The 23,091-nt window shown below is 61.2% G+C and carries 18 protein-coding genes and 1 riboswitch; of the genes, 15 read left to right on the top strand and 3 right to left on the bottom strand.

Annotated features, from left to right (window positions below; translation table 11 throughout):
- The first annotated feature begins 1,071 nt into the window (after nucleotides 1–1,071).
- A riboswitch (cobalamin riboswitch) is annotated at nucleotides 1,072–1,285 on the top strand.
- A 97-nt stretch (nucleotides 1,286–1,382) separates the two neighbouring features.
- The 6 genes from cobW to CKW11_RS02685 all read left to right on the top strand — a co-directional run bounded on the left by cobW (nucleotide 1,383) and on the right by CKW11_RS02685 (nucleotide 11,900).
- Nucleotides 1,383–2,453: a cobalamin biosynthesis protein CobW gene (gene cobW / locus CKW11_RS02710; RefSeq protein WP_095136192.1), complete on the top strand. Its 1,071-nt coding sequence runs from the start codon at nucleotides 1,383–1,385 to the stop codon at nucleotides 2,451–2,453.
- Between the two features lie 3 nt (nucleotides 2,454–2,456).
- Complete coding sequence (gene cobN, locus CKW11_RS02705) at nucleotides 2,457–6,305, top strand: cobaltochelatase subunit CobN (RefSeq protein WP_095136181.1); 3,849 nt, start codon at nucleotides 2,457–2,459, stop codon at nucleotides 6,303–6,305.
- A gap of 143 nt (nucleotides 6,306–6,448) precedes the next feature.
- The gene (locus tag CKW11_RS02700) at nucleotides 6,449–7,447 is read left to right on the top strand and encodes an ATP-binding protein (protein ID WP_095136179.1); all 999 of its coding nucleotides are present in this window, start codon (nucleotides 6,449–6,451) and stop codon (nucleotides 7,445–7,447) included.
- Nucleotides 7,375–8,106 (top strand): VWA domain-containing protein, encoded by a 732-nt coding sequence (locus CKW11_RS02695; RefSeq protein WP_177439965.1) that lies wholly within the window; start codon nucleotides 7,375–7,377, stop codon nucleotides 8,104–8,106. The genes CKW11_RS02700 and CKW11_RS02695 overlap by 73 nt, the downstream gene beginning before the upstream one ends.
- A gap of 172 nt (nucleotides 8,107–8,278) precedes the next feature.
- Nucleotides 8,279–9,925, top strand: coding sequence for a phospholipase D-like domain-containing protein (locus tag CKW11_RS02690; RefSeq protein ID WP_095136175.1), 1,647 nt, complete (start codon nucleotides 8,279–8,281; stop codon nucleotides 9,923–9,925).
- A gap of 415 nt (nucleotides 9,926–10,340) precedes the next feature.
- Complete coding sequence (locus CKW11_RS02685) at nucleotides 10,341–11,900, top strand: TerC family protein (RefSeq protein ID WP_095136173.1); 1,560 nt, start codon at nucleotides 10,341–10,343, stop codon at nucleotides 11,898–11,900.
- Nucleotides 11,901–12,064: 164 nt separating this feature from the next.
- On the opposite strand, the gene CKW11_RS02680 is transcribed toward CKW11_RS02685, so the two are convergent.
- Nucleotides 12,065–12,493 carry a co-chaperone YbbN gene (locus CKW11_RS02680; protein WP_095136171.1) on the bottom strand — a complete coding sequence of 143 codons (429 nt, stop codon included), beginning with the start codon at nucleotides 12,491–12,493 and terminating at the stop codon, nucleotides 12,065–12,067.
- Between the two features lie 277 nt (nucleotides 12,494–12,770).
- Here CKW11_RS02680 and CKW11_RS02675 point away from each other — a divergent pair, with 277 nt between their 5' ends.
- The 9 genes from CKW11_RS02675 (at nucleotide 12,771) to CKW11_RS02635 (ending at nucleotide 20,036) form a co-directional block, all read left to right on the top strand.
- Nucleotides 12,771–13,070, top strand: a complete 300-nt coding sequence (locus CKW11_RS02675; protein WP_095136169.1) for a type II toxin-antitoxin system Phd/YefM family antitoxin — start codon at nucleotides 12,771–12,773, stop codon at nucleotides 13,068–13,070.
- A gap of 287 nt (nucleotides 13,071–13,357) precedes the next feature.
- Nucleotides 13,358–14,206 (top strand): transporter substrate-binding domain-containing protein, encoded by an 849-nt coding sequence (locus CKW11_RS02670; RefSeq protein ID WP_095136167.1) that lies wholly within the window; start codon nucleotides 13,358–13,360, stop codon nucleotides 14,204–14,206.
- A gap of 51 nt (nucleotides 14,207–14,257) precedes the next feature.
- A complete protein-coding gene (locus CKW11_RS02665) occupies nucleotides 14,258–14,920 on the top strand; it encodes an amino acid ABC transporter permease (RefSeq protein ID WP_003225455.1) in 663 nt (220 codons plus the stop codon).
- Nucleotides 14,921–14,929: 9 nt separating this feature from the next.
- On the top strand, nucleotides 14,930–15,592 hold the full coding sequence (locus CKW11_RS02660) for an amino acid ABC transporter permease (RefSeq protein WP_095136165.1): 663 nt from the start codon (nucleotides 14,930–14,932) through the stop codon (nucleotides 15,590–15,592).
- Complete coding sequence (locus CKW11_RS02655) at nucleotides 15,589–16,386, top strand: amino acid ABC transporter ATP-binding protein (RefSeq protein ID WP_095136163.1); 798 nt, start codon at nucleotides 15,589–15,591, stop codon at nucleotides 16,384–16,386. Before CKW11_RS02660 ends, CKW11_RS02655 begins: the two co-directional genes overlap by 4 nt.
- Nucleotides 16,387–16,415: 29 nt before the next feature.
- The gene (locus tag CKW11_RS02650) at nucleotides 16,416–16,805 is read left to right on the top strand and encodes a RidA family protein (protein WP_007912330.1); all 390 of its coding nucleotides are present in this window, start codon (nucleotides 16,416–16,418) and stop codon (nucleotides 16,803–16,805) included.
- A 144-nt stretch (nucleotides 16,806–16,949) separates the two neighbouring features.
- Entirely contained in the window at nucleotides 16,950–17,714 is a 765-nt protein-coding gene (locus tag CKW11_RS02645) for an IclR family transcriptional regulator (protein WP_027612656.1), read from the top strand.
- Nucleotides 17,715–17,753: 39 nt separating this feature from the next.
- The gene (locus tag CKW11_RS02640) at nucleotides 17,754–18,968 is read left to right on the top strand and encodes an amino acid deaminase (RefSeq protein ID WP_095136161.1); all 1,215 of its coding nucleotides are present in this window, start codon (nucleotides 17,754–17,756) and stop codon (nucleotides 18,966–18,968) included.
- A 132-nt stretch (nucleotides 18,969–19,100) separates the two neighbouring features.
- Nucleotides 19,101–20,036, top strand: a complete 936-nt coding sequence (locus CKW11_RS02635) for a sugar kinase (protein WP_095136761.1) — start codon at nucleotides 19,101–19,103, stop codon at nucleotides 20,034–20,036.
- Between the two features lie 104 nt (nucleotides 20,037–20,140).
- Here CKW11_RS02635 and CKW11_RS02630 read toward each other — a convergent pair whose 3' ends face one another.
- Together CKW11_RS02630 and CKW11_RS02625 are read right to left on the bottom strand one after the other, a co-directional pair.
- Nucleotides 20,141–20,416, bottom strand: a complete 276-nt coding sequence (locus tag CKW11_RS02630; protein WP_003225447.1) for a peptidylprolyl isomerase — start codon at nucleotides 20,414–20,416, stop codon at nucleotides 20,141–20,143.
- A gap of 39 nt (nucleotides 20,417–20,455) precedes the next feature.
- Nucleotides 20,456–23,005 carry a PAS domain-containing sensor histidine kinase gene (locus CKW11_RS02625; RefSeq protein ID WP_095136159.1) on the bottom strand — a complete coding sequence of 850 codons (2,550 nt, stop codon included), beginning with the start codon at nucleotides 23,003–23,005 and terminating at the stop codon, nucleotides 20,456–20,458.
- Nucleotides 23,006–23,091 lie beyond the last annotated feature (86 nt).

The raw sequence follows: 23,091 nt of genomic DNA, 5'->3' as shown, positions 1-23,091 counted from the left end.
GAGCATGGGTTGGGGATTTGAGTCAATTGGATGGGTATGGGGGTATATCCGTTGCTGCGGTAACGGCCACTTAGGGTTCCGCCCTTACGGCGGGTCACTTTTGGCAAACGCCCCAAAAGTAACCAAAAGGTCTATGCCCTGACGTTCGGCCCTCGCCTAGGCTCGGGTTCCTTCGCTGCGGGATTCATCCGGGGGGCAGCGCCTACGGTTTGCTTCGCTGCACCTCCTCTCGCTGTGTTTGGCTGCGCCAAACGGTCGCTGCGCTCCCACCCCCGGATAAATCCCTCCACTCAGCCTGCCGACGGGCCCTGAGATCAAAAGCGGTACTCGAGCTAACGCTCATCGTGTTGAGTGGGGCGGCTTCGCCGCATGGGGTGCACGCTTTCAGCCTGCTGGCGATGGCGGCCCGACAGCCGACCAATTTCCAACTGAACACACCCATTCCAACTGTGGGAGCGGGCTTGCTCGCGAAGGCGGCCTGACAGCCGACCAATTTCCAACGGAACACACTCATTCCAACTGTGGGAGCGAGCTTGCTCGCGAAGGCGGCCTGCCAGCCAACCAAACTCCAACTGAACACACCCAATCCCATGTAGGAGCTGCCGAAGGCTGCGATCTTTTGACCTGCTTTGGCTTTGGCTCTTGATGTGGCTTTTGATCTTTTGCCCCTTCGGCAGGCCGAGCGTAGGTGTCCATAAGGGGGAAGGCGCGCAGCGCCATGCGGCGAAGCCGCATACATCGAGAGGAGGTGCAGCGAAGCAAACCGGAGGCGATGCCCCCGGATGGACACCGTAGCGAGGGAACACTGAGCCTAAGCGAAGTGCCGTACGCCGGGGCAAAGCCTTTTGGGTTACCTTTTCGGCGTTTGGAAAAGGTGACTCGCTGTAAGAGCGAAACCGCCAGAGGCAACACCCGAAGGAACGGATATGCCCCCAAACCCCAAACCTCAAACCCGGCGTTTGGAAAAGGTGACTCGCTGTAAGAGCGAAACCGCCAGCGGCAACCCCCGCAGCAACGGATATGCCCCCAATCCAAAAAAAACCAAAGCATTGACCCATCCTCAAGCCATGCGTAGCCTTGCACCTTCGAGGTTCTTCGGCCCACGCCGAAGCTAAGAAGGGAACGCGGTCAAAGCCGCGGCTGCCCCCGCAACTGTGAACGGTGAAGTTCGTTGCCACGCCACTGCCAGCTCAATCCACTGAGCCCGCGGGAAGGCGCAACGAACGCCAGGCGCAAGGCCTGAACACCGTCAGCCAGGAGACCTGCCTCGTGACAGATTTCTCACTACAACCGGGCGGGGTGATCCGGTGGCGAATTCTTCCGCGCGCACGCTCGCAGCGGATCTCGTCCCGCATGCCCGCCACCTTGCCAAAGGGCATCCGATGAAAACACTGGCCAAACTCCCCGTCACCATCGTCACCGGTTTCCTCGGCTCGGGCAAAACCACCTTGCTGCGGCACATGCTCGACAACGCTCAGGGCCGTCGCATCGCGGTGATCGTCAACGAGTTCGGTGAGCTGGGCATCGACGGTGAAATCCTCAAGCAATGCACCATCGGCTGCACCGAAGAAGAAGCCACCGGCCGCGTCTACGAACTGGCCAACGGCTGCCTGTGCTGCACGGTGCAGGAAGAGTTCTTCCCGGTGATGCGTGAACTGGTCGCCCGTCGCGGCGATCTCGATCACATCCTTATCGAGACCTCCGGTCTGGCTCTGCCAAAACCGCTGGTACAAGCCTTCCAGTGGCCGGAAATCCGCAGCGCCTGCACCGTTGACGCGGTGATCACCGTGGTCGACAGCCCGGCAGTGGCCGCTGGCACCTTCGCCGCGTTCCCGGATCAGGTCGATGCCCAGCGCAAACTCGATCCGAATCTGGATCACGAATCGCCGCTGCACGAACTGTTCGCCGATCAACTGGCCAGCGCCGATCTGGTGATCCTCAACAAGGCCGACCAGACCAGCGCCGAAGATCTGGCTCGCGTTCGCGCCGAGGTCGCTGAAGAACTGCCGCCAGCGGTGAAAATCATCGAAGCCAGCAACGGTCGCCTGCCGCTGGACGTGCTGATCGGTCTCGGTGCCGGATCCGAAGAACATATCGACAGCCGCCACAGCCATCACGATCACCACCACGACGGTGATGACGACCACGATGACCACGATCACGACGCCTTCGATTCGATCTCGATCGAACTGCCGCAAGCCGACGAAAGCCTGCTGCTCGACGCGCTTACGCAACTGGTTGTGCAGCACGGCATCCTGCGCGTGAAGGGCTTCGCGGCGATTCCGAACAAGCCGATGCGCCTGTTGATTCAAGGCGTGGGCACGCGTTTCGACAAGCATTTCGACCGCCAGTGGGGCGCTGACGAAGCGCGCGTCACTCGTCTGGTGTTGATCGGTCAGGAACTCGACGCTGCGCAACTCGAAGCGCAACTGCGCGCCGCGCTCAGCGTTTAAGCCATGCACCTGCTCAGGACCCAGCCCGGCGGTTTCGTGTCGGATGACAACATTGCCGACCTTGGACAAACCCCCGCCGAGCTGGTGATCCTGTGCAGCGGCGATTCCAGCCTGGCGCTGCTCGCCGAAGCGGCGCAGCAACTGCCCGAGGATTACCCGAGCCTGCGCCTGGCCAATCCGATGCAGGTGCAGAACCACGCCTCGGTCGATCTGTATGTCGATGAGGTGCTGCGTCACGCCAAGGTCATTCTGATTTCGCTGCACGGCGGCATCGCTTATTGGCGTTACGGTGTCGAACGACTGGTGGAGTTGGCCGAGCGCGGGGTGCAGGTGATTCTGGTGCCGGGCGATGATCGTCCCGATCCGGAACTCAGCGACCTGAGCACCGTGCCCGCCGAAGATCGCGACCGCCTCTGGCAGTTCCTGCGTCAGGGCGGCATGGGCAATGCGCTGGATTTCTTTCATTGTCTGGCCAACCGCTGGCTGGCGCGCGACTACGCCTGGGGCGAACCGCAGGCGCTGCCGCGTACGGCGATTTACCACCCACAGAAAAACACCGCCGCACTGAGCGACTGGCAAGCCGAATGGCTGCCCGGTCAACCGGTCGCGGCGGTGTTGTTTTATCGCTCGCATTTGCAGGCGGCCAACACCGCGTTCATCGATGTGTTCTGCCAGCGCTTGCAGGCGGCAGGGCTCAATCCGTTGCCGATTGCCGTCGCCAGCCTGAAAGAACCCGGCTGCCTCAGTGTGGTCGAGGACTGGCTGGACGAGGTCGCGGCGGCGGTGATTCTCAACACCACCGGGTTCGCGCAGTCCAGTCCCGAAGCCCCACATCTGCGGCCATTTCGGCGCAATATTCCGGTGATTCAGGCGATCTGCGCTCAGGACAACGAACCCGGTTGGCGCGACAGCGAGCAGGGCCTTGGCCCGCGAGATCTGGCGATGCACATCGCTTTGCCGGAACTCGACGGGCGCATCATCAGTCGGCCGATCAGCTTCAAGGACCTGGCCTGGCGCAGCGAGCGCAGCCAGTCCGACGTAGTCTGCTACCGGGCGCAACCCGAACGCATGGATTTCGTCGCTGAACTGGCGCGGCGCTGGAGCGATCTGGCGCGGCTGCCGAACACGGAAAAACGCATCGCGCTAATCCTCGCCAACTACCCGACCCGTGACGGCAGGATCGGTAATGGCGTCGGTCTCGATACGCCGGCGGCGGCGTTGAATATCCTGCGCGCGTTGCAGGCGGAAGGCTTTCCGTTGACTGCTGAGTTGCCGGACAGCGGCACCGAACTGATCCAGCAATTGCTCGGCGGCGTCAGCAACGATCTCGACAGCATCGACCTGCGTCCGTGCCAGCAAAGCCTGGCGATGGACGCCTATCTGGCGATGTTCAATGCGCTGCCGCAGGCCAATCGCGCGGCAGTGCTGGAACGCTGGGGCGCGCCGCAAAACGATCCGATGTGCCGCGACGGGCGGATGATGATCGCCGGGCTGCGCTTTGGCCTGACCTTCGTCGGCATTCAACCGGCGCGCGGTTATCAGGTCGATCCGAGTGCGGTGTATCACGACCCGGATCTGGTGCCGCCGCACGGCTATCTGGCGTTCTATTTCTGGCTGCGCAACACCTACGCCGCGCACGCGGTGATTCACGTCGGCAAGCATGGCAACCTCGAATGGTTGCCGGGCAAGGGCGTCGGCCTTTCGGAGAATTGCTGGCCGGACGCGCTGCTCGGGCCGCTGCCGAACATCTATCCGTTTATTGTCAACGACCCGGGCGAGGGCGCCCAGGCCAAACGGCGCACGCAAGCGGTGATCATCGACCACCTGATGCCGCCGCTGACCCGCGCCGAAACCTACGGCCCGTTGCGCAATCTGGAACTGTTGGCCGACGAATATTACGAAGCGCAACTGCTCGATCCGCGTCGTGCGCGGGAGCTGCAGCGCGACATCCTGCAACTGGTGCGCGAGACGCAGATCGACCGTGAACTGCAACTCGACGCCGGTCTGGACAGCGACGCCGATGCAGCGATCTGGCTGCCGCGTCTGGACACCTATCTGTGTGATCTGAAGGAATCGCAGATCCGCGATGGCCTGCACATTTTTGGCGAGTCGCCGAGCGGGCGTTTGCGCATTGATACCTTGCTGGCCTTGCTGCGCATTCCGCGTGGCGACGGCAAAGGCGCGCAGTCGAGTCTGCTGCGGGCGTTGGCCAAGGCCTTCGAGCTGGGGTTTGATCCGCTGGATTGCGCACTTGCCGACCCGTGGAACGGCCCGCGCCCGCCGGAGCTGCAAAGCGTCAGCGACGAAATCTGGCGCACCGCCGGTGACACCCGCGAACGCCTCGAACTGTTCGCCACCCAACTGATCTCCCAAGCACTACAAATCCCCTGTGGGAGCGAGCTTGCTCGCGAAAGCGATGGGTCAGGTACATCAATGTCGACTGACACGACGCTTTCGCGAGCAAGCTCGCTCCCACAAGGGGCGTGTTGGGCTGAAGTGAGCGCGATCCTGAACAATCTGCGCGAAGTCGTCGCCCCACGCCTCGACGCCTGCGGCCCCGCCGAAATGCGTGGCCTGCTTGACGCCCTGAACGGCCGCTTCGTCCCCGCCGGGCCAAGCGGCGCACCCAGCCGTGGTCGTCTCGACGTGCTGCCCACCGGGCGCAATTTCTACTCGGTGGACGTGCGCAACCTGCCGACCACCACCGCGTGGCGCATCGGTTTCCAGTCCGCCACGCTGATTCTCGAACGGCACCTTCAGGATCACGGCGATCACCTGCGTCAACTCGGCCTCTCGGTGTGGGGCACTGCGACCATGCGCACCGGCGGTGATGACATCGCCCAGGCCATGGCGTTGATGGGCGTGCGTCCGGTGTGGGCCACCGGCAGTCAGCGCGTCGATGATTTCGAGATTCTGCCGCTGAGCCTGCTCGACCGGCCACGGGTCGATGTCACGCTGCGGGTCTCGGGCTTCTTCCGCGATGCCTTTGCCAACCTGATTCGGCTGTTCGACGCGGCCGTGCAAGCGGTGGCGGCGCTGGACGAACCGGATGACCTTAATCCGCTGGCCGCGAAAGTGCGTGCCGAGCGCGAGGCGCTTTTGCAATCGGGGCTGGATGCCGATACGGCGCGGCGCCAGGCCGGCTGGCGGATCTTCGGTGCCAAACCCGGAGCTTATGGCGCGGGCGTGCAGGGCGCCATCGATGGGCGTCTGTGGCAGAGCCGCGAAGATCTGGCCGAGGTCTACCTGAACTGGGGGGCCTACGCTTACGGCGGTTCTGACGAAGGCACCGCCGCCCGCGAGCAGTTCGTTCAGCGCCTGAGCCAGGTGCAGGCGGTGCTGCAGAACCAGGACAACCGCGAGCACGACTTGCTCGATTCCAATGACTATTACCAGTTCCAGGGCGGCATGCTCGCGGCGGTGGAAACCCTGCGTGGCGAAGCAGCGGCGAGTTATCACGGCGATCACAGCCAGCCGGATCTGCCGAAAATCCGTACCCTGAAAGAAGAGCTCAATCGGGTGATCCGCTCGCGGGCGGCCAATCCGAAATGGATCGACGGGGTCAAACGGCACGGCTATAAAGGCGCCTTCGAACTGGCGGCGACAGTCGATAACCTGTTCGCTTTCGACGCCACCACGCAACTGATCGACGATCATCAGTACGCGTTGTTAGCTGACGCCTACTTGCTCGACCCGGCGACCCGCGACTTTGTCCGCGAGCACAATCCGCATGCGCTGCGTGATATGGCCGAGCGCATGCTCGAAGCGCAGCAGCGTGGGATGTGGCAGGAACCCGGGGCCTATAAAGAGGCCCTGGAAAACCTGTTGCTGGATATAGAAGAAGACACCTGACACACCACAACATTTTGTAGGAGTGAGCCTGCTCGCGATAGCGGTGTATCAGCCAACCTATTTGTCGCTGAACCACCGCTATCGCGAGCAGGCTCACTCCTACATTGAAATGAATTCACACCGACCATGACCGAGTATTGAAGATGACCGAAACCCCGCATTTCCCGCTCTCCGCTGTGGTCGGCGCCGATGACCTGAAACTCGCCCTGTGCCTCACCGCGATCGACCCGAAAATCGGCGGCGTGCTGATCGAAGGCCCGCGTGGCATGGCCAAGTCGACCCTGGCCCGTGGCTTGGCCGATCTGCTCGCCAGCGGTCAGTTCGTCACGCTGCCGCTGGGCGCCACCGAGGAACGTCTGGTCGGCACCCTCGATCTCGACGCGGCACTGAGTGAAGGACGGGCGCAGTTTTCTCCCGGTGTTTTGGCCAAGGCTGACGGCGGTGTGCTGTACGTCGATGAAGTGAACCTGCTGCCGGATCATCTGGTGGACCTGCTGCTCGATGTGGCAGCCAGCGGCACCAACCTGATCGAGCGTGACGGCATCTCCCATCGGCATTCGGCGCGATTTGTATTGATCGGCACGATGAACCCGGAAGAGGGCGAACTGCGTCCGCAACTGCTTGACCGGTTCGGCCTGAACGTCGCCCTCAGCGGCAACACCGCGCCAACCGAGCGCGGGCAGATCATCCGCCGCCGACTGGATTTCGACAGCGATCCCCAGGCGTTCTGCACGCAGTGGGAAGCACAGCAACAGGCGCTGCGCGAACGTTGCGAACAGGCGCGCATCCTGTTGGCGAGCATTGCGCTGGATGACGACGCGTTGGCGAGCATCACCGAGCGTTGCTTTGCGGCGGGTGTCGATGGCTTGCGTGCCGATCTGGTCTGGCTGCGTGCAGCTCGTGCTCACGCGGCATGGCGCGGTGCGGCAGCGATTGCCGAGCAGGATATCGACGCCGTGGCGGAGTTCGCCCTGCGTCATCGCCGTAAAGAGTCCTCTTCTCACAGTCCGCAGCCACCCGCGCAGAATTCGGCCAATACGCAAGCCGAGTCAAGCGAGGGCCAGGGACAGTGGGGCGATATGCCCGCCCCGGCACTGGCCACCGGCGCTCGCCGCGAAGTGCCGAGCTGGCCAAAAAAGTAACCGGCATTCGTCCCCGATCCGACGCGGGGGCGAATGCCAGACCTCGTGCCGGACGCCTCGACCATGGACGCCAAGGCCAGCGCCACGCTGCGCGCAGCGGTCTGGTGAACTGGCCGGGCACGCTGCTCAACGGTCGGCCGCAGACTTGCGAAGATCTGCAGTTCCAGTTGCGCACTCGAACTCCCCATGAGCTGTGGCTGGTGATCGTCGATGCCTCGGCTTCGACGCGTCGGCATCAGGCGCTGAGCGATGCCAAGGGCTTGCTCGCGCAATTGTTCGATGATGCTTATCGGCAACGGGCGCGGCTGGCCCTGCTGACCGCCAGCGGCAGCGCGCCGAAATGGCAGGTGCAGGGGTTGAAGGCGTCGAGTGGCTTGCGCACCTGGCTGGAGGCGCTAGGGGCGGGCGGTGGAACGCCGCTAGTGGCAGCTTTGACGCAGGCACAGCAATGGTTGACCCAGCGACAAAAGCGCTTCCCGGCCGAGCAGCAGCGCATGCTGGTGGTGACGGATGGGCGTTTGAAAACCTTGCCGTCGATACCGCCGCTGGAGTGTCCGGGATTGCTGATCGACATTGAGCGTGGGCCGATCCGCCTGGCACGGGCGCGAGAATTAGCGGCAGCGCTGAATGCGGATTATCGGCATATCGATGACGTGTGAAGTCTGAACGGGCCTCTTCGCGAGCAGTCTCGCTCTCACAAGGAATGTGAACGCTGCTTTACCTGTGGGAGCGGGCTTGCTCGCGAAGAGGTCACCTCGGTTCAAACGGATATCATCCAAACTTGCAGCGCTGCTCTATGCTCCACCCCAGCCCAATCACAAGGAGTGAACCATGCGGGTACTGGTCGCCAATCCTCAGGACGATTTCCGCGTCAAAGCCTACGCCGGCACCAATGGCGTGCTGCTGGCCATGGATCTGGCTGAACCGCGACGCAAAGGCCTGCTCGGGTTTGCCATCGAGAAACAGCAGGGCGACAAACCGTGGTTGTTCCTGTTCAACAGCCTGACGTTTCCCGGCAAGGCACACACGTTCCCCCAATATCACGCCACGCCCAGCGATAAAGCGCCGCTGCAGAAATTTCGCTGGGCCGATTACGCTGTCAATCCAGGCACGACGATGCACTATCGCGTGCATCTGGCCTATGGCACGGCGGACGCGCCGCAACTGGGCGAATCGCTGGCGCTGAGCATCACCAGTGACAACGGTCATCCGGCCAACCAGAGCGTGATCTTCAACCGTGCCGTGGCCGCCAGTCAGGCCTTCCAGCGCAAGTTTCCCGACCTCGATGCGCAGATCAGCGCCAACAAAAATCTGCCCATCGAAGCCTGGCCCGACGCGGCGCGGCTGTGGCTGGAGAACGGACTGCTGGAGCGATTGCTGGGCTTTATCGAACGTGCGGTGGACGCGCAGTGGGCGCTGGATATTGCGATCTACGAGTATCAGTTGCAGGCGATTGTCGATGCAGTGAACGCTGCGCTCGCCCGAGGGGTTCAGGTGCGCGTGCTGTATCACGCCCAGCCTGATGATCCTGGCACAACCTTCAACGAAGCGAACCTTGCCAGGCTGCCTGAGGCGAACAAGCGTGGCCGGATCACTCACAATATTTTCCACAACAAATTCATCGTCCTCAGCCGTGTCGATGGCGCGGGTCAGCGTCAACCGCAGGCCGTGCTGTGCGGCAGCACCAATTTCACCGCCAATGGTGTTTATCGCCAGGCCAATGTGGTGCATACGCTCGACGATGAGACGATTGCCATGCGGTATTTGCAAACGTTCGAAGAGGTTTGGGCCAATCCCGCCGACGTCGGCGCGACGCGCAACTGGATCACCGAGCGCAATCCGATGGACTCCGCGCAGCCGCTGTTCGCCGGGTTCTCACCACGTCGCGGCGGGGCTGATTTGCGCGAGTTCGTCGAGATCATCGAGGCGGCGAAAAAGGACGTGTTGTTCGTCACCGCGTTCAGCCTGCCGGATGCGATTCTCAACGCGCTGCTCGGCAAACCGCATGACGACATCTTGCGTTACGGTCTGCAAAACACCGCGAGCCGTATAACCGGATTCCATGCCGATCGCTCCGCCGAATTCGCCGCTACGGCATTGTTGAACACCGGTCTGGAAGGCTGGCTCAAGGAAAACATGAAAGGCCAGAAGGGTAACCTGCTGGTGCACACCAAAGCTGTGGTCAGCGATTTCACCAGCGATACCCCGACGATTATCAGTGGTAGCCACAACTTCAGCACCTCGGCCAGTAACGGCAATGACGAAAATTACCTGATCATCCGGGGCGATACCGATCTGGCTGATCGTTATGGCCTGGAATTGTTGCGGTTTTATGAGCATTACCGCTTTCGCTATTTCGCGAAGAAGCTGGCGCTGAAGCAGGTGAGTCCATTGGCGGTGGATGACAGCTGGACTCATGATTATTACGTAGAGGGCGATCTGCGGCAGTTGTCGCGCTTGCGTTTTGCCGGGCGATGATGTGGTGTGTTTGATGACCCCTTCGCGAGCAAGCCCGCTCCCACAGAGGTTATTCGTCGGACGCAGGTTCTGAGTTCAAAGAAGGTCCAATGTGGGAGCGGGCTTGCTCGCGAAAGGGCCTGCAGGAAAATCACATTTCTTGTGCTCTTACAGATTTTGAAATGATTTGCCGCTGTAGAAAATGTGCCTTGAGCCTGTACGCTCCAAGGCCATTTTTCATTCAGGATTTGCATGAACACCCTCTTGGAGCCTCCCAGTCGTACCTTCTCCTCGCGCCATGGCGCGGTCTTGACGCACTCGCAGCATCCGGTTTTCCGACACCCGTCTATCGTTGACAACGCGGCTTCAGAGCCTTCGCGTTGGACTTTGCCGTGCCCGGCAGCCTGAATTCACTGAAGAGAGATCGAGACATTTTATGGAATGGTTAGCGGATCCCACGGCCTGGTTAGGCCTGTTGACTCTGATCGTGCTGGAACTGGTGCTGGGTATCGACAACCTGGTGTTCATCGCGATTCTGGCGGACAAACTGCCGCCGCATCAGCGCGACCGTGCGCGAATCATCGGCCTGTCGCTGGCGTTGATCATGCGCCTGGGCCTGTTGGCGAGTATTTCCTGGCTGGTCACTCTTACGCAGCCATTGTTCGAGGTATTCGACAAGAGCTTCTCCGGCCGTGACCTGATCATGCTGTTCGGTGGTGTGTTCCTGTTGTTCAAGGCCACCATGGAGCTGCACGAACGACTCGAAGGCCACGTCGGCCAGCGCTCGACCAACGCCGCTTACGCGCTGTTCTGGCCGATCGTGGCGCAGATCGTGGTGCTCGACGCGGTGTTCTCGCTGGACGCGGTAATCACCGCCGTCGGCATGGTTGATGAACTGGCGGTGATGATGATCGCGGTGATCATTTCCATCGGCCTGATGATCGTCGCCAGCAAGCCGCTGACCCGCTTCGTCAATGCGCACCCGACGGTGATCATGCTATGTCTGGGCTTCCTGATGATGATCGGTTTTGCCCTGACGGCCGAAGGCTTGGGTTTCCACATCCCGAAAGGCTATCTGTACGCGGCGATTGGTTTCTCGATCCTGATCGAGGTGTTCAACCAGATCGCCCGGGCCCGACGCAAGCGTTCGATGCAAGGCCTGCGCCCCATACGTGAGCGCACGGCCCACGCGGTAATGCGTCTGCTGGGCGGGCGCAAGCTGGAGGCGGAGGAGGTCGGCGAGGAAATCTCCGACCTGCTGGATGACGGCGAAGCCCCTAATGCGGAGCTGTTCGACCGCCGCGAGCGAGTGATGATTAGTGGCGTGCTGCAACTGGCCGAGCGGCCGATTCGTAATCTGATGACCGTACGCGCGGACGTCGACACCATCGATCTGGCCGACGACGCCGAAACGATTCGCACAAAATTGATGCACTCTTCGTATTCGCGTCTGCCGCTGATTCGCAACGGCGCGGTGGACGAACCGTTGGGGTTCGTGCACAAGAAAGAGCTGCTCAAGGAGTACCTGGCCGGTACCGAGCCGAATCTGGAGCACCTTGCGCGCAAGACCATCAACCTGCTCGACAGCTATTCGATCCTCAATGCGCTGGAGCAAATGCGCGCGGCGTCGACTCACATCGCCTTCGTGGTCAACGAATTCGGTGACTTCGTCGGCGTGTTGACCATGACCGACATCCTCGAATCGATTGCCGGCGAACTGCCCGATGCCAGCGAAATCGAAGGCCCGGACGTGATCGAGGAGCAGGGCGGTTTTGTCGTCAGCGGCGCATTGAACCTGACGCGTGTTCGCCAGCGCACCGGGTTCGGCGCCGAACCGACCGAGGACTATCAGACCTTGGCCGGACTGGTGATGAGCCTGCTGGATCGCTTGCCGATGAAGGGCGACCGGCTGCAGTACGAAGGCTGGCAAATGACCGTCAAAGCCGTTGAGGAACGACGGGTGACGCGGGTGTTGCTGGTGCGCGATTCTGCGTAAGGCAGCAGCCTTGCGCTGACGGTGCCGACCCCTTCGCGGGCAAGCCCGCTCCCACAGTGCACGCGTCGTACACGAAATGTGTGAACAACGTTGCCCCCTGTGGGAGCGGACTTGCCCGCGAGCGATGTGTCAGACGCCGCAACGATTACGGGAAATGCACTGCCTCAAATCACCCGCCGATGCGCACGCGTGATTGTGCAGAGCCTGCTCAATGTGCGGCGCAACCACGGCAGGTCATGCCGTGATTTCTGCTGCACCACCGGCGCCCTGGTCCTGCCAATATGCCGGGCAAAATCCGCCGCCAGTGTTTCCTCTGTGCCGATGCCCTTGAGTTTTTTCACCAGCCTGCCGTTCTTGTAGAACAGCACCGTCGGCGTGCCGGTAACCAGCGGATGGCGCGGTGACTCACGGGTGTTAAGCATGTAGATATTGGCGCGATGACGGTACGGCTCGGCCACCTCACGAAACACCGGCCCGGCCCATTCGCAGGCAGGACAGTGTTCGTTAGCGAAGTACAGGATCACCGGGCGCCAGGTTTTCAGGGCTTTGCGGTAAACCGGGGCCAGATTGGAAATGGTATTGGCAGCGCTCATTGAGAACTCCTTTTCAACGACCTCGAAGGTTCGATGACGTTAAAGAAGGGTGAAGAACAGGTCTACTGTCAGAAATTACAGGTGGCCTGTGGATTCGCGAGATTTTTCCCACTTTTATGAAGGACCAGCCCGACACGAAGCCCGGAAATGTGGAATGTCGGGAGGTGATACCTTTTTTTCACTCAATAAAAGAGAAGGCGGTAATGAGCGATAGGCGTCGAAGCCGTCTTGGAGTGCTATTTTAAGCACTATTAACAGCACTCCAAGGAGCACCATCATGACTCACGTAGTCCTTTCTAATATCGTTGCGAGTATTTCTGAATTGAAAAGAAACCCCATGGGTACCGTGGCCGCCGGTGGCGGCCAATCTGTTGCAATCCTCAATCGAAATGAGCCAGCGTTTTATTGTGTTCCCGCAAAGGAGTATGAGGCGATGATGAATCGTCTTGAGGACCTGGAACTGATCGCACTATGCAAGGAGCGAGAAAACGATCCCACCATCAAGGTCTCTATAGATGACCTATGGGTAGGGAGAAGAGAGCGGGGAGAAGTCTACGACAAAGCCGCTAGCCGATAGATATGGAGAGAGGGCACGTTCAAACGCCAACCACATTTGCACCGAAGTAGCCGTCGATGCTCCAATTGGGAACCCGCTACTCGCGATTTGTAGCCTAAGGTAGCGCAGCCCATCAGTACTTTCACGTAACACCATTCCTCGCATTTCCCGCATCTGTTTGATTCCAAAAACATTTCAGTCCACTGCAGATTCCCTGCAATTCCTGTGGCACACTTTCTGCTGTCTATTCCGTAGTAACAAACCGTGTTCCGGTATAGTGGAATAAACATCATCCTGGAGTGCTTGCCATGCATCGCCGTCCTTCGTTGTTCAAAGCGTGTGTTTTTGTTCTTGCGGCTTCGTCCGCTGTGATGGGCATGGCCCAGGCAGCCGATAGCAAGCTCGACAGTGTTCTGGCCCGGGGCAAGCTGATTGTCGGCACCGGCAGCACCAATGCGCCGTGGCACTTTCAGGGTGCGGACGGCAAGTTGCAGGGCTTTGATATCGACATCGCCAGGATGGTGGCCAAAGGGCTGTTCAATGACCCGAGCAAAGTCGAGTTCGTCGTGCAGTCGTCCGACGCGCGAATTCCCAATCTGCTGACCGACAAGGTCGACATGAGTTGCCAGTTCATCACCGTTACCGCCAGTCGTGCGCAGCAAGTGGCGTTCACCCTGCCGTACTACCGCGAAGGTGTCGGCCTGCTGCTGCCGGCCAACAGCAAGTACAAGGAAATCGAAGACCTGCAGGCTGCCGGTGACAGCGTCACCGTGGCCGTGCTGCAAAACGTCTACGCCGAAGAACTGGTGCATCAGGCGCTGCCCAAGGCCAAGGTCGATCAGTACGACAGTGTCGATTTGATGTATCAGGCGGTGAACTCCGGCCGTGCTGATGCCGCTGCTACCGATCAGTCGTCGGTCAAGTACCTGATGGTGCAGAACCCTGGCCGTTACCGCAGCCCGACCTACGCCTGGAGCCCACAGACCTACGCCTGTGCAGTCAAACGCGGCGATCAGGACTGGCTGAACTTCGTCAACACCGCCCTGCATGAAGCCATGACCGGCGTTGAGTTTCCGACTTACGCAGCGTCCTTCAAGCAATGGTTCGGGGTCGACCTGCCGTCGCCGGCGATCGGTTTCCCTGTCGAATTCAAATGATCCCGTGAGAGTGGGGCGCCTGCACGCGCCCCGCTCAAGGTACTGCTGACCATGAACTATCAGTTGAACTTTGCTGCCGTATGGCGCGATTTCGACACCTTGCTGGCGGGGCTCGGTCTGGGTCTTGAACTGGCGCTGGTGTCGATCGCCATCGGCTGCGTGATCGGCCTGCTGATGGCGTTTGCCTTGCTCTCGAAGCATCGCGCCTTGCGGGTGCTGGCGTCGGTGTACGTCACGGTGGTGCGTAACACGCCGATTCTGGTGTTGATTCTGTTGATCTACTTTGCCTTGCCAAGCCTGGGCATTCGTCTGGACAAGATCCCCTCGTTCATCATCACGCTGTCGCTGTATGCCGGTGCCTATCTGACCGAAGTGTTCCGTGGCGGCTTGCTGAGCATTCCCAAAGGCCAGCGTGAAGCCGGGCTGGCGATCGGTCTCGGTGAGTGGCAGGTCAAGGCCTACGTCACCGTGCCGGTGATGCTGCGCAACGTGTTGCCGGCGCTGTCGAACAACTTCATCTCGCTGTTCAAGGACACCTCGTTGGCCGCCGCGATTGCGGTGCCGGAGCTGACTTATTACGCGCGCAAGATCAACGTCGAGAGCTACCGGGTGATCGAAACCTGGCTGGTGACCACGGCGTTGTATGTCGCGGCCTGTTACCTCATTGCCATGCTGCTGCGTTACCTCGAGCAGCGTCTGGCGATCCGCCGATAGGAGGCTGCGATGTACGAATCTCCCAGTTGGTTGCATGAATTGTGGGTAGCACGCGAGACGTTGCTGCAAGGCTTCCTGACCAGTGTGCAGGTGTCGGCGCTGGCGATTCTGTTCGGCACGCTGCTCGGCGTCGTCACCGGTCTGGTGCTGACTTACGGCAAGTTCTGGATGCGCGCGCCGTTCCGCTTTTATGTCGACATTATTCGCGGCACGCCGGTGTTTGTATTGGTGCTGGCCTGCTTCTATATGGCGCCGGCGCTGGGCTGGCAGATCAGCGCGTTTCAGGCCGGAGCCTTGGGCCTGACGCTGTTCTGCGGCTCGCACGTTGCCGAGATCGTGCGCGGTGCCTTGCAGGCATTGCCACGCGGGCAGATGGAAGCGAGCAAGGCGATCGGCCTGTCGTTTTATCAATCCCTCGGTTACGTGCTGTTGCCCCAGGCGTTGCGGCAAATCCTGCCGACCTGGGTCAACTCGTCCACCGAAATCGTCAAGGCTTCGACCTTGCTCTCGGTGATCGGCGTTGCCGAACTACTGCTCAGCACCCAACAGATCATCGCCCGGACTTTCATGACCCTGGAGTTTTACCTGTTCGCCGGTTTTCTGTTCTTCGTCATCAACTACGGCATCGAATTACTCGGCCGGCATATTGAAAAGCGGGTGGCCCTGCCATGACTCAAGCTCAAGTTTCCAACGCTCAGAACGGTCAGCCGCTGCTGGACATCCGTGGCCTGCACAAGCAATACGGCGCAGTCGAAGTGCTCAAGGGCGTCGACCTGAGCATGCAGCGCGGCAATGTGGTGACGCTGATCGGTTCCAGCGGTTCGGGCAAGACCACCTTGCTGCGTTGCGTGAACATGCTCGAAGAGTTTCAGGGCGGGCAGATCCTGCTCGACGGCGAGTCCATCGGCTATGACGAGGTCGGCGGTAAACGTGTGCGTCACGCCGAAAAAGTCATCGCCCGTCATCGCGCGATGACCGGCATGGCGTTCCAGCAATTCAACCTGTTCCCGCACCTGAGCGCCTTGCAGAACGTCACCCTCGGTCTGCTCAAGGTAAAGAAAATGCACAAGGACGAAGCGGTGGTGCTGGCCGAGAAATGGCTGGAACGGGTCGGCCTGCTGGAGCGGCGCAATCACTTTCCCGGGCAGTTGTCCGGCGGGCAGCAACAGCGTGTGGCGATTGCCCGGGCGATTGCGATGAACCCGAGCCTGATGCTGTTCGACGAAGTCACCTCGGCCCTTGATCCGGAGCTGGTCGGTGAAGTGCTGAACGTGATCAAGGGCCTGGCCGAAGACGGCATGACCATGTTGCTGGTGACCCACGAAATGCGTTTCGCCTTCGAGGTTTCGGACAAGATCGTATTCATGAATCAGGGGCGAATCGAAGAGCAGGGGCCGCCCAAGGAACTGTTCGAACGCCCGCAATCGCCGCGTCTGGCTGAGTTTCTCAAGAGCACGCGGTTCTAATTTTTGCTTTGTAATCAGGAGAAGTACCCATGAGCATTACTCGATACGGCACCGGCAGCACCGCCGCTGGCGGTCAGCCACGTCCCTTCGCGCGCGCCGTTGAAGCGGATGGCTGGCTGCACGTGTCCGGCCAGGTGCCGGCGGTGGATGGCGAGATCATCGTTGGCGGCATCGTCGAGCAGACCCACCAGACCATGAAGAACCTGATCGCGATTCTCGAAGAGGCCGGTTACGGCCTGGAAGATGTGGTGCGCGCTGGCGTATGGCTGGATGACCCGCGGGATTTCAGCAGTTTCAACAAGGTCTTCGGCGAGTACTTCAAACCGGAACACGCCCCGGCACGGGCCTGTGTGCAGGCGAGCATGATGGTTGATTGCAAGGTCGAGATCGATTGCATTGCGTACAAGAAAAAGGCCTGAACCGAGGTGCCCCTATCGCGAGCAGGCTCACTCCTACAGAAGGACGCGCTTCAACTGTAGGAGTGAGCCTGCTCGCGATGGCGATCTAACCGTCGACGCTGCACTCTCGGTAAACTCCCGGCACTTTCATTGGGAACTGAAAACATGACCGAAGACACCATCAAACGCCGGGCCCGCGGTCTGGACCGGGCGTTCGATATCCTCGATTTCCTCAAGGAAATCGGCCAGCCGCTGCGTCCGAACGACATCGCCAATGGTATCGGCAGCCCTAAATCCACGGTCTACGAACTGGTGGCGTCGCTGCTGGAACGCAGGATTCTGGAGCCGGTGGGCAAGGACGGTCACGTTTATCTCGGTCGTCAGTTGTACTTCCTCGGGCAGGCGCACCTGCGTCACTTCGACCTCAGTCGCGAGGCCGATCACGCCTTGCAGGAGATCGTCAGCCAGACCCGCGAAACCGCGCAGATGTGCCTGCTCAACGGGCGCAAATACACGGTGGCGCTGATGAAGGAGGGCGAGCGGCATTTCCGCATTTCGTCCGACATTGGCGAAAACGCGCCGATCCCGTGGACCGCGTCCGGACGCCTGCTGCTGGCGCACCTGAGTGATCAGCAGATCATCGACCTGATCGACGAAGACGACTACATCCTGCCCGACGGCGAGCGCCTGCCGCTGGAACGCTTTCTGGCGGAGATCCGCCAGGCCGGCATCGACGGATTCTTCTCGTTCGACAGCGTGGCCGACACCTTCACCCATTGCTTCGCCGCGCCGGTCAAAGACCCGAGTGGCGTGGCCATCTGCACCCTGTGCATCGTCGCCCCACGGGCCGATGCGAAGAACAATTACGACGACTATCGCCGGGTGCTGATCGAGAGCGCCAACAGCCTCGCCCGGCGTATCAACGAATAACCGCGGCTGCCAGCGGCCGCGACAGTGAGGAGTTCAAGCATGACGACTGCCATCAATACCGCTGTGGAAAAGGGCGACGCTGCCATCGGCGCACACCTTGTGCGTGACGTCAGCCTGCCGGCGCTGGTGCTGCACCGCGAGGCGCTGGAGCACAACATTCGCTGGATGCAGAAGTTCGTCAGCGACAGCGGCGCCGAGCTCGCGCCCCACGGCAAGACCAGCATGACCCCGGCGCTGTTCCAGCGTCAGCTCGACGCCGGCGCCTGGGGCATCACCCTCGCCAGCGCCACCCAGACCCGCGCTGCATACGCCCACGGCGTGCGCCGGGTGTTGATGGCCAACCAACTGGTCGGCACGCCAAACATGGCACTGATTGCCGATCTGCTGGCCGATGCCGATTTCGATTTCTACTGCATGGTCGATCACCCGGACAACGTCGCCGATCTCGGCGCCTACTTCGCCTCGCGCGGAGTGAAGTTGAATGTGATGATCGAGTACGGCGTGGTCGGTGGCCGCTGCGGTTGCCGCAGCGAGCAGGAAGTCATCGCGCTGGCCCAGGCGATCAACGCGCAACCGGCGCTGGCTCTGACCGGCATCGAGGGTTACGAAGGGGTGATCCATGGCGATCACGCGGTTAGCGGCATTCGTGAATTCGCCGCGTCGCTGGTGCGCCTGGCGGTGCAGTTGCAGGACAGCGGCGCGTTTGCCATTGCCAAGCCGATCATCACTGCCTCGGGGTCGGCGTGGTACGACCTGATCGCCGAATCGTTCGAAGCGCAGAACGCCAGCGGACGCTTCCTCAGCGTGCTGCGCCCGGGCAGTTATGTCGCCCACGATCATGGCATCTACAAGGAAGCGCAGTGCTGCGTGCTGGATCGTCGTAGCGATCTGCACGAAGGATTGCGCCCGGCGCTGGAAGTCTGGGCCCACGTGCAATCGCTGCCGGAGCCGGGTTTTGCGGTGATCGCCCTCGGCAAACGCGATGTGGCATTCGATGCCGGCCTGCCGGTGCCATTGCTGCGTTACAAGGCCGGTGTATTGCCAGCGGTGGGCGACGATGTCGGCGCGTGCAAGGTGACGGCGGTGATGGACCAGCATGCGTTCATGACCGTGGCGCCGGGGGTTGAATTGCGGGTGGGCGATATCATTTCCTTCGGCACCTCGCACCCGTGCCTGACCTTCGACAAGTGGCGGGTGGGGTTGCTGGTGGATGAGGAGTTAATGGTGGTCGAGAGTATGGAGACCTGTTTCTAGGGCTAGAGACCGAGTCGTGGCCATTCGCGAGCAAGCTCGCTCCCACAGGGGAATGCATTCCAAATTGTGGGAGCGAGCTTGCTCGCGAAGAGGCCGGATCAACCACCACCGAATCAGCAGAGACGGCACATGATGACCAGCCTCAGCCCCCTGGGCCCGAACACCCCGCGCATCGCCCTGATCGGCGAATGCATGATCGAACTCCAGCACCGCGCCGACGGCAGCCTGCAGCAAAGTTTCGGCGGCGATACCTTGAACACCGCGGTGTACCTGGCCCGCGCCCTCGGCGAACACGCCCGGGTCGATTACGTCACCGCGCTCGGCGACGACAGCTTCAGCGACGCCATGTGCCAGAGTTGGGCCGACGAAGGCATTGGCCTGGATCTCGTGCAGCGATTGCCCGGTCGCTTGCCCGGCCTGTACTGCATCCAGACCGACGCCAGCGGTGAACGGCGTTTCCTCTACTGGCGCAATGAAGCGGCGGTGCGCGATTGCTTCACGACCCCGGCGGCCGAGCCGATTCTGGCGGCGCTGCCGGACTACGATGTGCTGTATTTCAGCGGCATCACCCTCGCAGTGCTGGGGGCCAAGGGCCGCGAGCGCTTGATCCAGACCCTGATCGAAGCCCGCCAGCGCGATGCGCGGATCGTCTTCGACAACAATTATCGACCACGCTTGTGGGCCTCACAGGAAGACGCGCGGGCGGCCTATCGCAGCGTGTTGCCGCATGTCGATCTGGCGTTGCTGACCGTGGATGACGAGCAGGCGCTGTTCCATTTTGCCGATTGCGAGGCGGTGTTCGAGGCGTACGCGCAGATCGGCACCCCGGAAGTGGTGCTCAAGCGTGGCGCCGAGGCGTGTCTGATTCGTTGTGATGGCGAGGCGCTCGAAGTGCCGGCGCAGCAGGTCGACAAGGTCGTGGATACGACGGCGGCCGGGGATTCGTTCAGCGCGGCGTATCTGGCCAGGCGTTTGCTGGGCGGCAGTCCGGTCGAGGCGGCTGAGGCGGGGCATTGGCTGGCGAGTCGGGTCATCCAGTTCCCGGGAGCGTTGATCCCCAAAGCCTGACCCCCTGTAGGAGCTGCCGAAGGCTGCGATCTTTTGATTTTGCTTTTTTAAGATCAAAAGATCGCAGCCTTCGGCAGCTCCTACAGAGAAACAGGTCAAACAGGTCAATCGCGGAAAAACACCTGCACCAGGTGATAGCCGAACTTGCTCTTGATCGGCCCATGCACCGTGCGCAGCGGCTTCTTGAAGATCACCGCATCAATCGCACCGACCATCTGCCCCGGCCGCACTTCACCCAGATCACCGCCGCGCTTGCCGGACGGGCAGGTCGAGTATTTCTTCGCCAGCACGTCGAACGCTTCGCCCTTGGCAATGCGTTGTTTGAGCTGTTCGGCCTCTTCGGCGGTTTTCACCAGAATATGGCGGGCTTGGGCTTTCATCGTGCGATACCTGTAACGGGGTGACGGCGGGGCGCGGGATTATGCCTCAAGTGACGGCGTTTGGTTGATCATCTCGCGGATCTTGTTGGCCAGCACTTCAATCGAAAACGGCTTGGCCACCATGTCCATGCCATCCTCGAGAAAGCCCTGGCGCTCGGCGGCCTTCTGCGCATAACCGGTCATGAACAGCACTTTCAGGCCCGGACGATGCTGGCGGGCAATTTCCGCCAGTTGCCGGCCATTCATCCCCGGCAGGCCGACGTCGGTCACCAGCAGATCCACACGCAGCTCCGATTCCAGCAGCGGCAGGGCGGCGCTGGCGTCGGCGGCTTCGTGGGCGAGGTAACCCAGCTCCTTGAGTAGATCGAGCACCAGCATGCGCACTGCCGGGTCATCCTCAACCACCACCACGGTTTCCCCGCAAGTGGCCGTCGGCGCGGCACCGAGGGTTTCCACAACTGGCCGTTCCGGCTCCAGCAGGTTCAGGCGCGGCAAGTACAAGCGCACACAGGTGCCCTGATTCGGCAGGCTGTCGAGGCTGACATGACCGCCCGACTGCTGGGCGAAGCCATAAATCATCGACAGTCCGAGCCCGGTGCCCTGGCCGATCGGTTTGGTGGTGAAAAACGGATCGAACGCCTTGGCGCGCACCGACGGCGTCATGCCGGTGCCGTTGTCGCTGACCGCCAGCATCAGGTAGTCGCCGGCCTTGACCGGTTCGAGGGTGGTGATGTCGTTGCCGTCGAGGTAAACGTTGGCGGTTTCGATCAGCAGCTCGCCGCCATCGGGCATGGCGTCGCGGGCGTTGATCACCAGGTTGAGCAGGGCATTTTCCAGTTGGCTGACGTCGGTACTGATCGGCCACACGTCGTCGGCCAGGCGCAGCGTGAGTTCGATCGGGTCGCCCTTGGTGCGGCGGATCAAATCTTCCAGCGAATGAATCAGTTCGTTGACGTTGAGGGTCTTGCGGTCCAGCGACTGCCGGCGCGAGAACGCCAGCAAGCGATGGGTCAGCGCCGCTGCTCGGTTGGCCGACGACACCGCCGCTTCGGTGAAACGCCCGATTTCATCGGCGCGGCCGTCGGCGATGTAGCGTTGCATCAGATCAAGGCTGCCGATGATCCCTGTGAGCATGTTGTTGAAGTCGTGGGCGATACCGCCGGTGAGCTGGCCGACCGCTTCCATCTTCTGCGCATGGCGCAACGCGTCTTCGGCGCGTTCGCGTTCGAACATTTCGTTCTGCAGGCGCTGATTGGCCTGGGCCAGTTGTTCGGTACGGGCGCTGACCCGTTCCTCCAGGGTTTCATTGAGATTGCGCAGCGCTTCTTCGGTCTTCTTCCGTTCGGACTCGTCGATCACGAAAATATAGAAACCGTTGACTGAGCCATCGGCACCGTGGCGCGGCAGGTAATTCATCAGCGCATGGCGGCTGCTGCCGTCGCGATGTGGGGTGTACAGGCTGAACGAGCAGGGCCGTCCGGCCAGAGCTTCTGCAATGTACGGCGCACGCAGAAAGTAGGCTTCTTCGCCGATCACTTCGCGAATGGTGCGGCCATACAGTTCCTGCGGCGTCAGGCCGTACCAGTCCAGATACGCCGCGTTGTTCAGGCGAAAGCGCTCTTCGTGGTCGACGTAACTGATGAGGATCGGCATTGCATTGATGATCAGCTGCAATTCCGTCTGGCTCTGACGCAGCGCCTGCTCGGTGTGCTTGCGCTCGGTCAGATCCAGCGCGGCGCCGAGGAAACGCACCGGTCGCCCGTGGTGATCCTTGTAACAGCGGCCCCGGGCAAACACCCAGCGCAGTTCGCCGTCGGCTTTCAGCAGGCGGTATTCCTCGGCGTATTCGGTGCCGTGGGTGATGCAATGCTTGATGCTGCGGGCGATCAACGCGCGGTCTTCGGGGTGCACGCCTTGCAGGTAGTCGCTGATCGGTAGCTGGCTGGCGTGGGCCGGATCGATGCCGTGCAACTGGGCGAAATGGGCGTCGGCAATGAAGCGGTCTTCACCGATGTCCCAGTCCCAGGTGCCGACCGCATCGGTGGCTGCCAGCGCCAGTTGCAGGCGCTCCTCGGTATCGCGCTGGGCCTTGAGGCTTTCTTCGGAACGGCGTTGCAGTTCGAGGGCGATGCGCCGGCGTTCGTTGGTTTCGATGGCGGTCACCAGGATCCCCGCCACCTGCGTGTTTTCATCGCGGATGGGGCTGTAGGTCAGGTCCAGCCAGAAGTCAGACTCTACGCCTTCGCGTTGCAGGGTAAATCGCCGTTCGCTGTAGGTGCGCACCTGGCCTTGTAGGACGGCTCGATAAATCGGGTCGGTAAAGTCCTGAAGTTCCGGCCATATAAGGTGCGCCGGCTGTCCGAAAGCGTGCGGATGCTTGCTCCCGGCGAGCATCGCAAAGCCATTGTTGTAGATCTGCGTGAGCTGCGGCCCCCACAACAGCAGCATCGGCATCGGCGAGTGAATCACGATGTCCACCGCGGTGCGCAGGCTTTGCGGCCAGGTGCCAGAAGCGCCCAACGGCGTGCGACTCCAGTCGGTACGGGCGATCAGGGCTTGGGCGTCATCGGGGGAGGGTGCTGCGTTCATCACATCTATCCTGAGCGTCGGTCAGTGCGTTGGTATCTACTATTCTTGCACTTGCGGTAGACGCTGTATGACCCGTTACGTCACGA

It is taken from the genome of Pseudomonas sp. Irchel s3a10 (genome assembly GCF_900187525.1).
In the GTDB taxonomy this organism is placed as follows: domain Bacteria; phylum Pseudomonadota; class Gammaproteobacteria; order Pseudomonadales; family Pseudomonadaceae; genus Aquipseudomonas; species Aquipseudomonas koreensis_G.
Note: the sequence above shows the minus strand (reverse complement) of the source record. Positions and strands in the feature narration are given on the sequence as shown.

Excerpts from the sequence above, each read along its gene's own strand:
- cobW (WP_095136192.1), top strand. The coding sequence starts at position 1,383 with ATGAAAACACTGGCCAAACTCCCCGTCACCATCGTCACCGGTTTCCTC.
- cobN (WP_095136181.1), top strand. The coding sequence starts at position 2,457 with ATGCACCTGCTCAGGACCCAGCCCGGCGGTTTCGTGTCGGATGACAAC.
- CKW11_RS02700 (WP_095136179.1), top strand. The coding sequence starts at position 6,449 with ATGACCGAAACCCCGCATTTCCCGCTCTCCGCTGTGGTCGGCGCCGAT.
- CKW11_RS02690 (WP_095136175.1), top strand. The coding sequence starts at position 8,279 with ATGCGGGTACTGGTCGCCAATCCTCAGGACGATTTCCGCGTCAAAGCC.
- CKW11_RS02685 (WP_095136173.1), top strand. The coding sequence starts at position 10,341 with ATGGAATGGTTAGCGGATCCCACGGCCTGGTTAGGCCTGTTGACTCTG.
- CKW11_RS02680 (WP_095136171.1), bottom strand. The coding sequence starts at position 12,493 with ATGAGCGCTGCCAATACCATTTCCAATCTGGCCCCGGTTTACCGCAAA.
- CKW11_RS02675 (WP_095136169.1), top strand. The coding sequence starts at position 12,771 with ATGACTCACGTAGTCCTTTCTAATATCGTTGCGAGTATTTCTGAATTG.
- CKW11_RS02670 (WP_095136167.1), top strand. The coding sequence starts at position 13,358 with ATGCATCGCCGTCCTTCGTTGTTCAAAGCGTGTGTTTTTGTTCTTGCG.
- CKW11_RS02665 (WP_003225455.1), top strand. The coding sequence starts at position 14,258 with ATGAACTATCAGTTGAACTTTGCTGCCGTATGGCGCGATTTCGACACC.
- CKW11_RS02660 (WP_095136165.1), top strand. The coding sequence starts at position 14,930 with ATGTACGAATCTCCCAGTTGGTTGCATGAATTGTGGGTAGCACGCGAG.
- CKW11_RS02655 (WP_095136163.1), top strand. The coding sequence starts at position 15,589 with ATGACTCAAGCTCAAGTTTCCAACGCTCAGAACGGTCAGCCGCTGCTG.
- CKW11_RS02650 (WP_007912330.1), top strand. The coding sequence starts at position 16,416 with ATGAGCATTACTCGATACGGCACCGGCAGCACCGCCGCTGGCGGTCAG.
- CKW11_RS02645 (WP_027612656.1), top strand. The coding sequence starts at position 16,950 with ATGACCGAAGACACCATCAAACGCCGGGCCCGCGGTCTGGACCGGGCG.
- CKW11_RS02640 (WP_095136161.1), top strand. The coding sequence starts at position 17,754 with ATGACGACTGCCATCAATACCGCTGTGGAAAAGGGCGACGCTGCCATC.
- CKW11_RS02635 (WP_095136761.1), top strand. The coding sequence starts at position 19,101 with ATGACCAGCCTCAGCCCCCTGGGCCCGAACACCCCGCGCATCGCCCTG.
- CKW11_RS02630 (WP_003225447.1), bottom strand. The coding sequence starts at position 20,416 with ATGAAAGCCCAAGCCCGCCATATTCTGGTGAAAACCGCCGAAGAGGCC.
- CKW11_RS02625 (WP_095136159.1), bottom strand. The coding sequence starts at position 23,005 with ATGAACGCAGCACCCTCCCCCGATGACGCCCAAGCCCTGATCGCCCGT.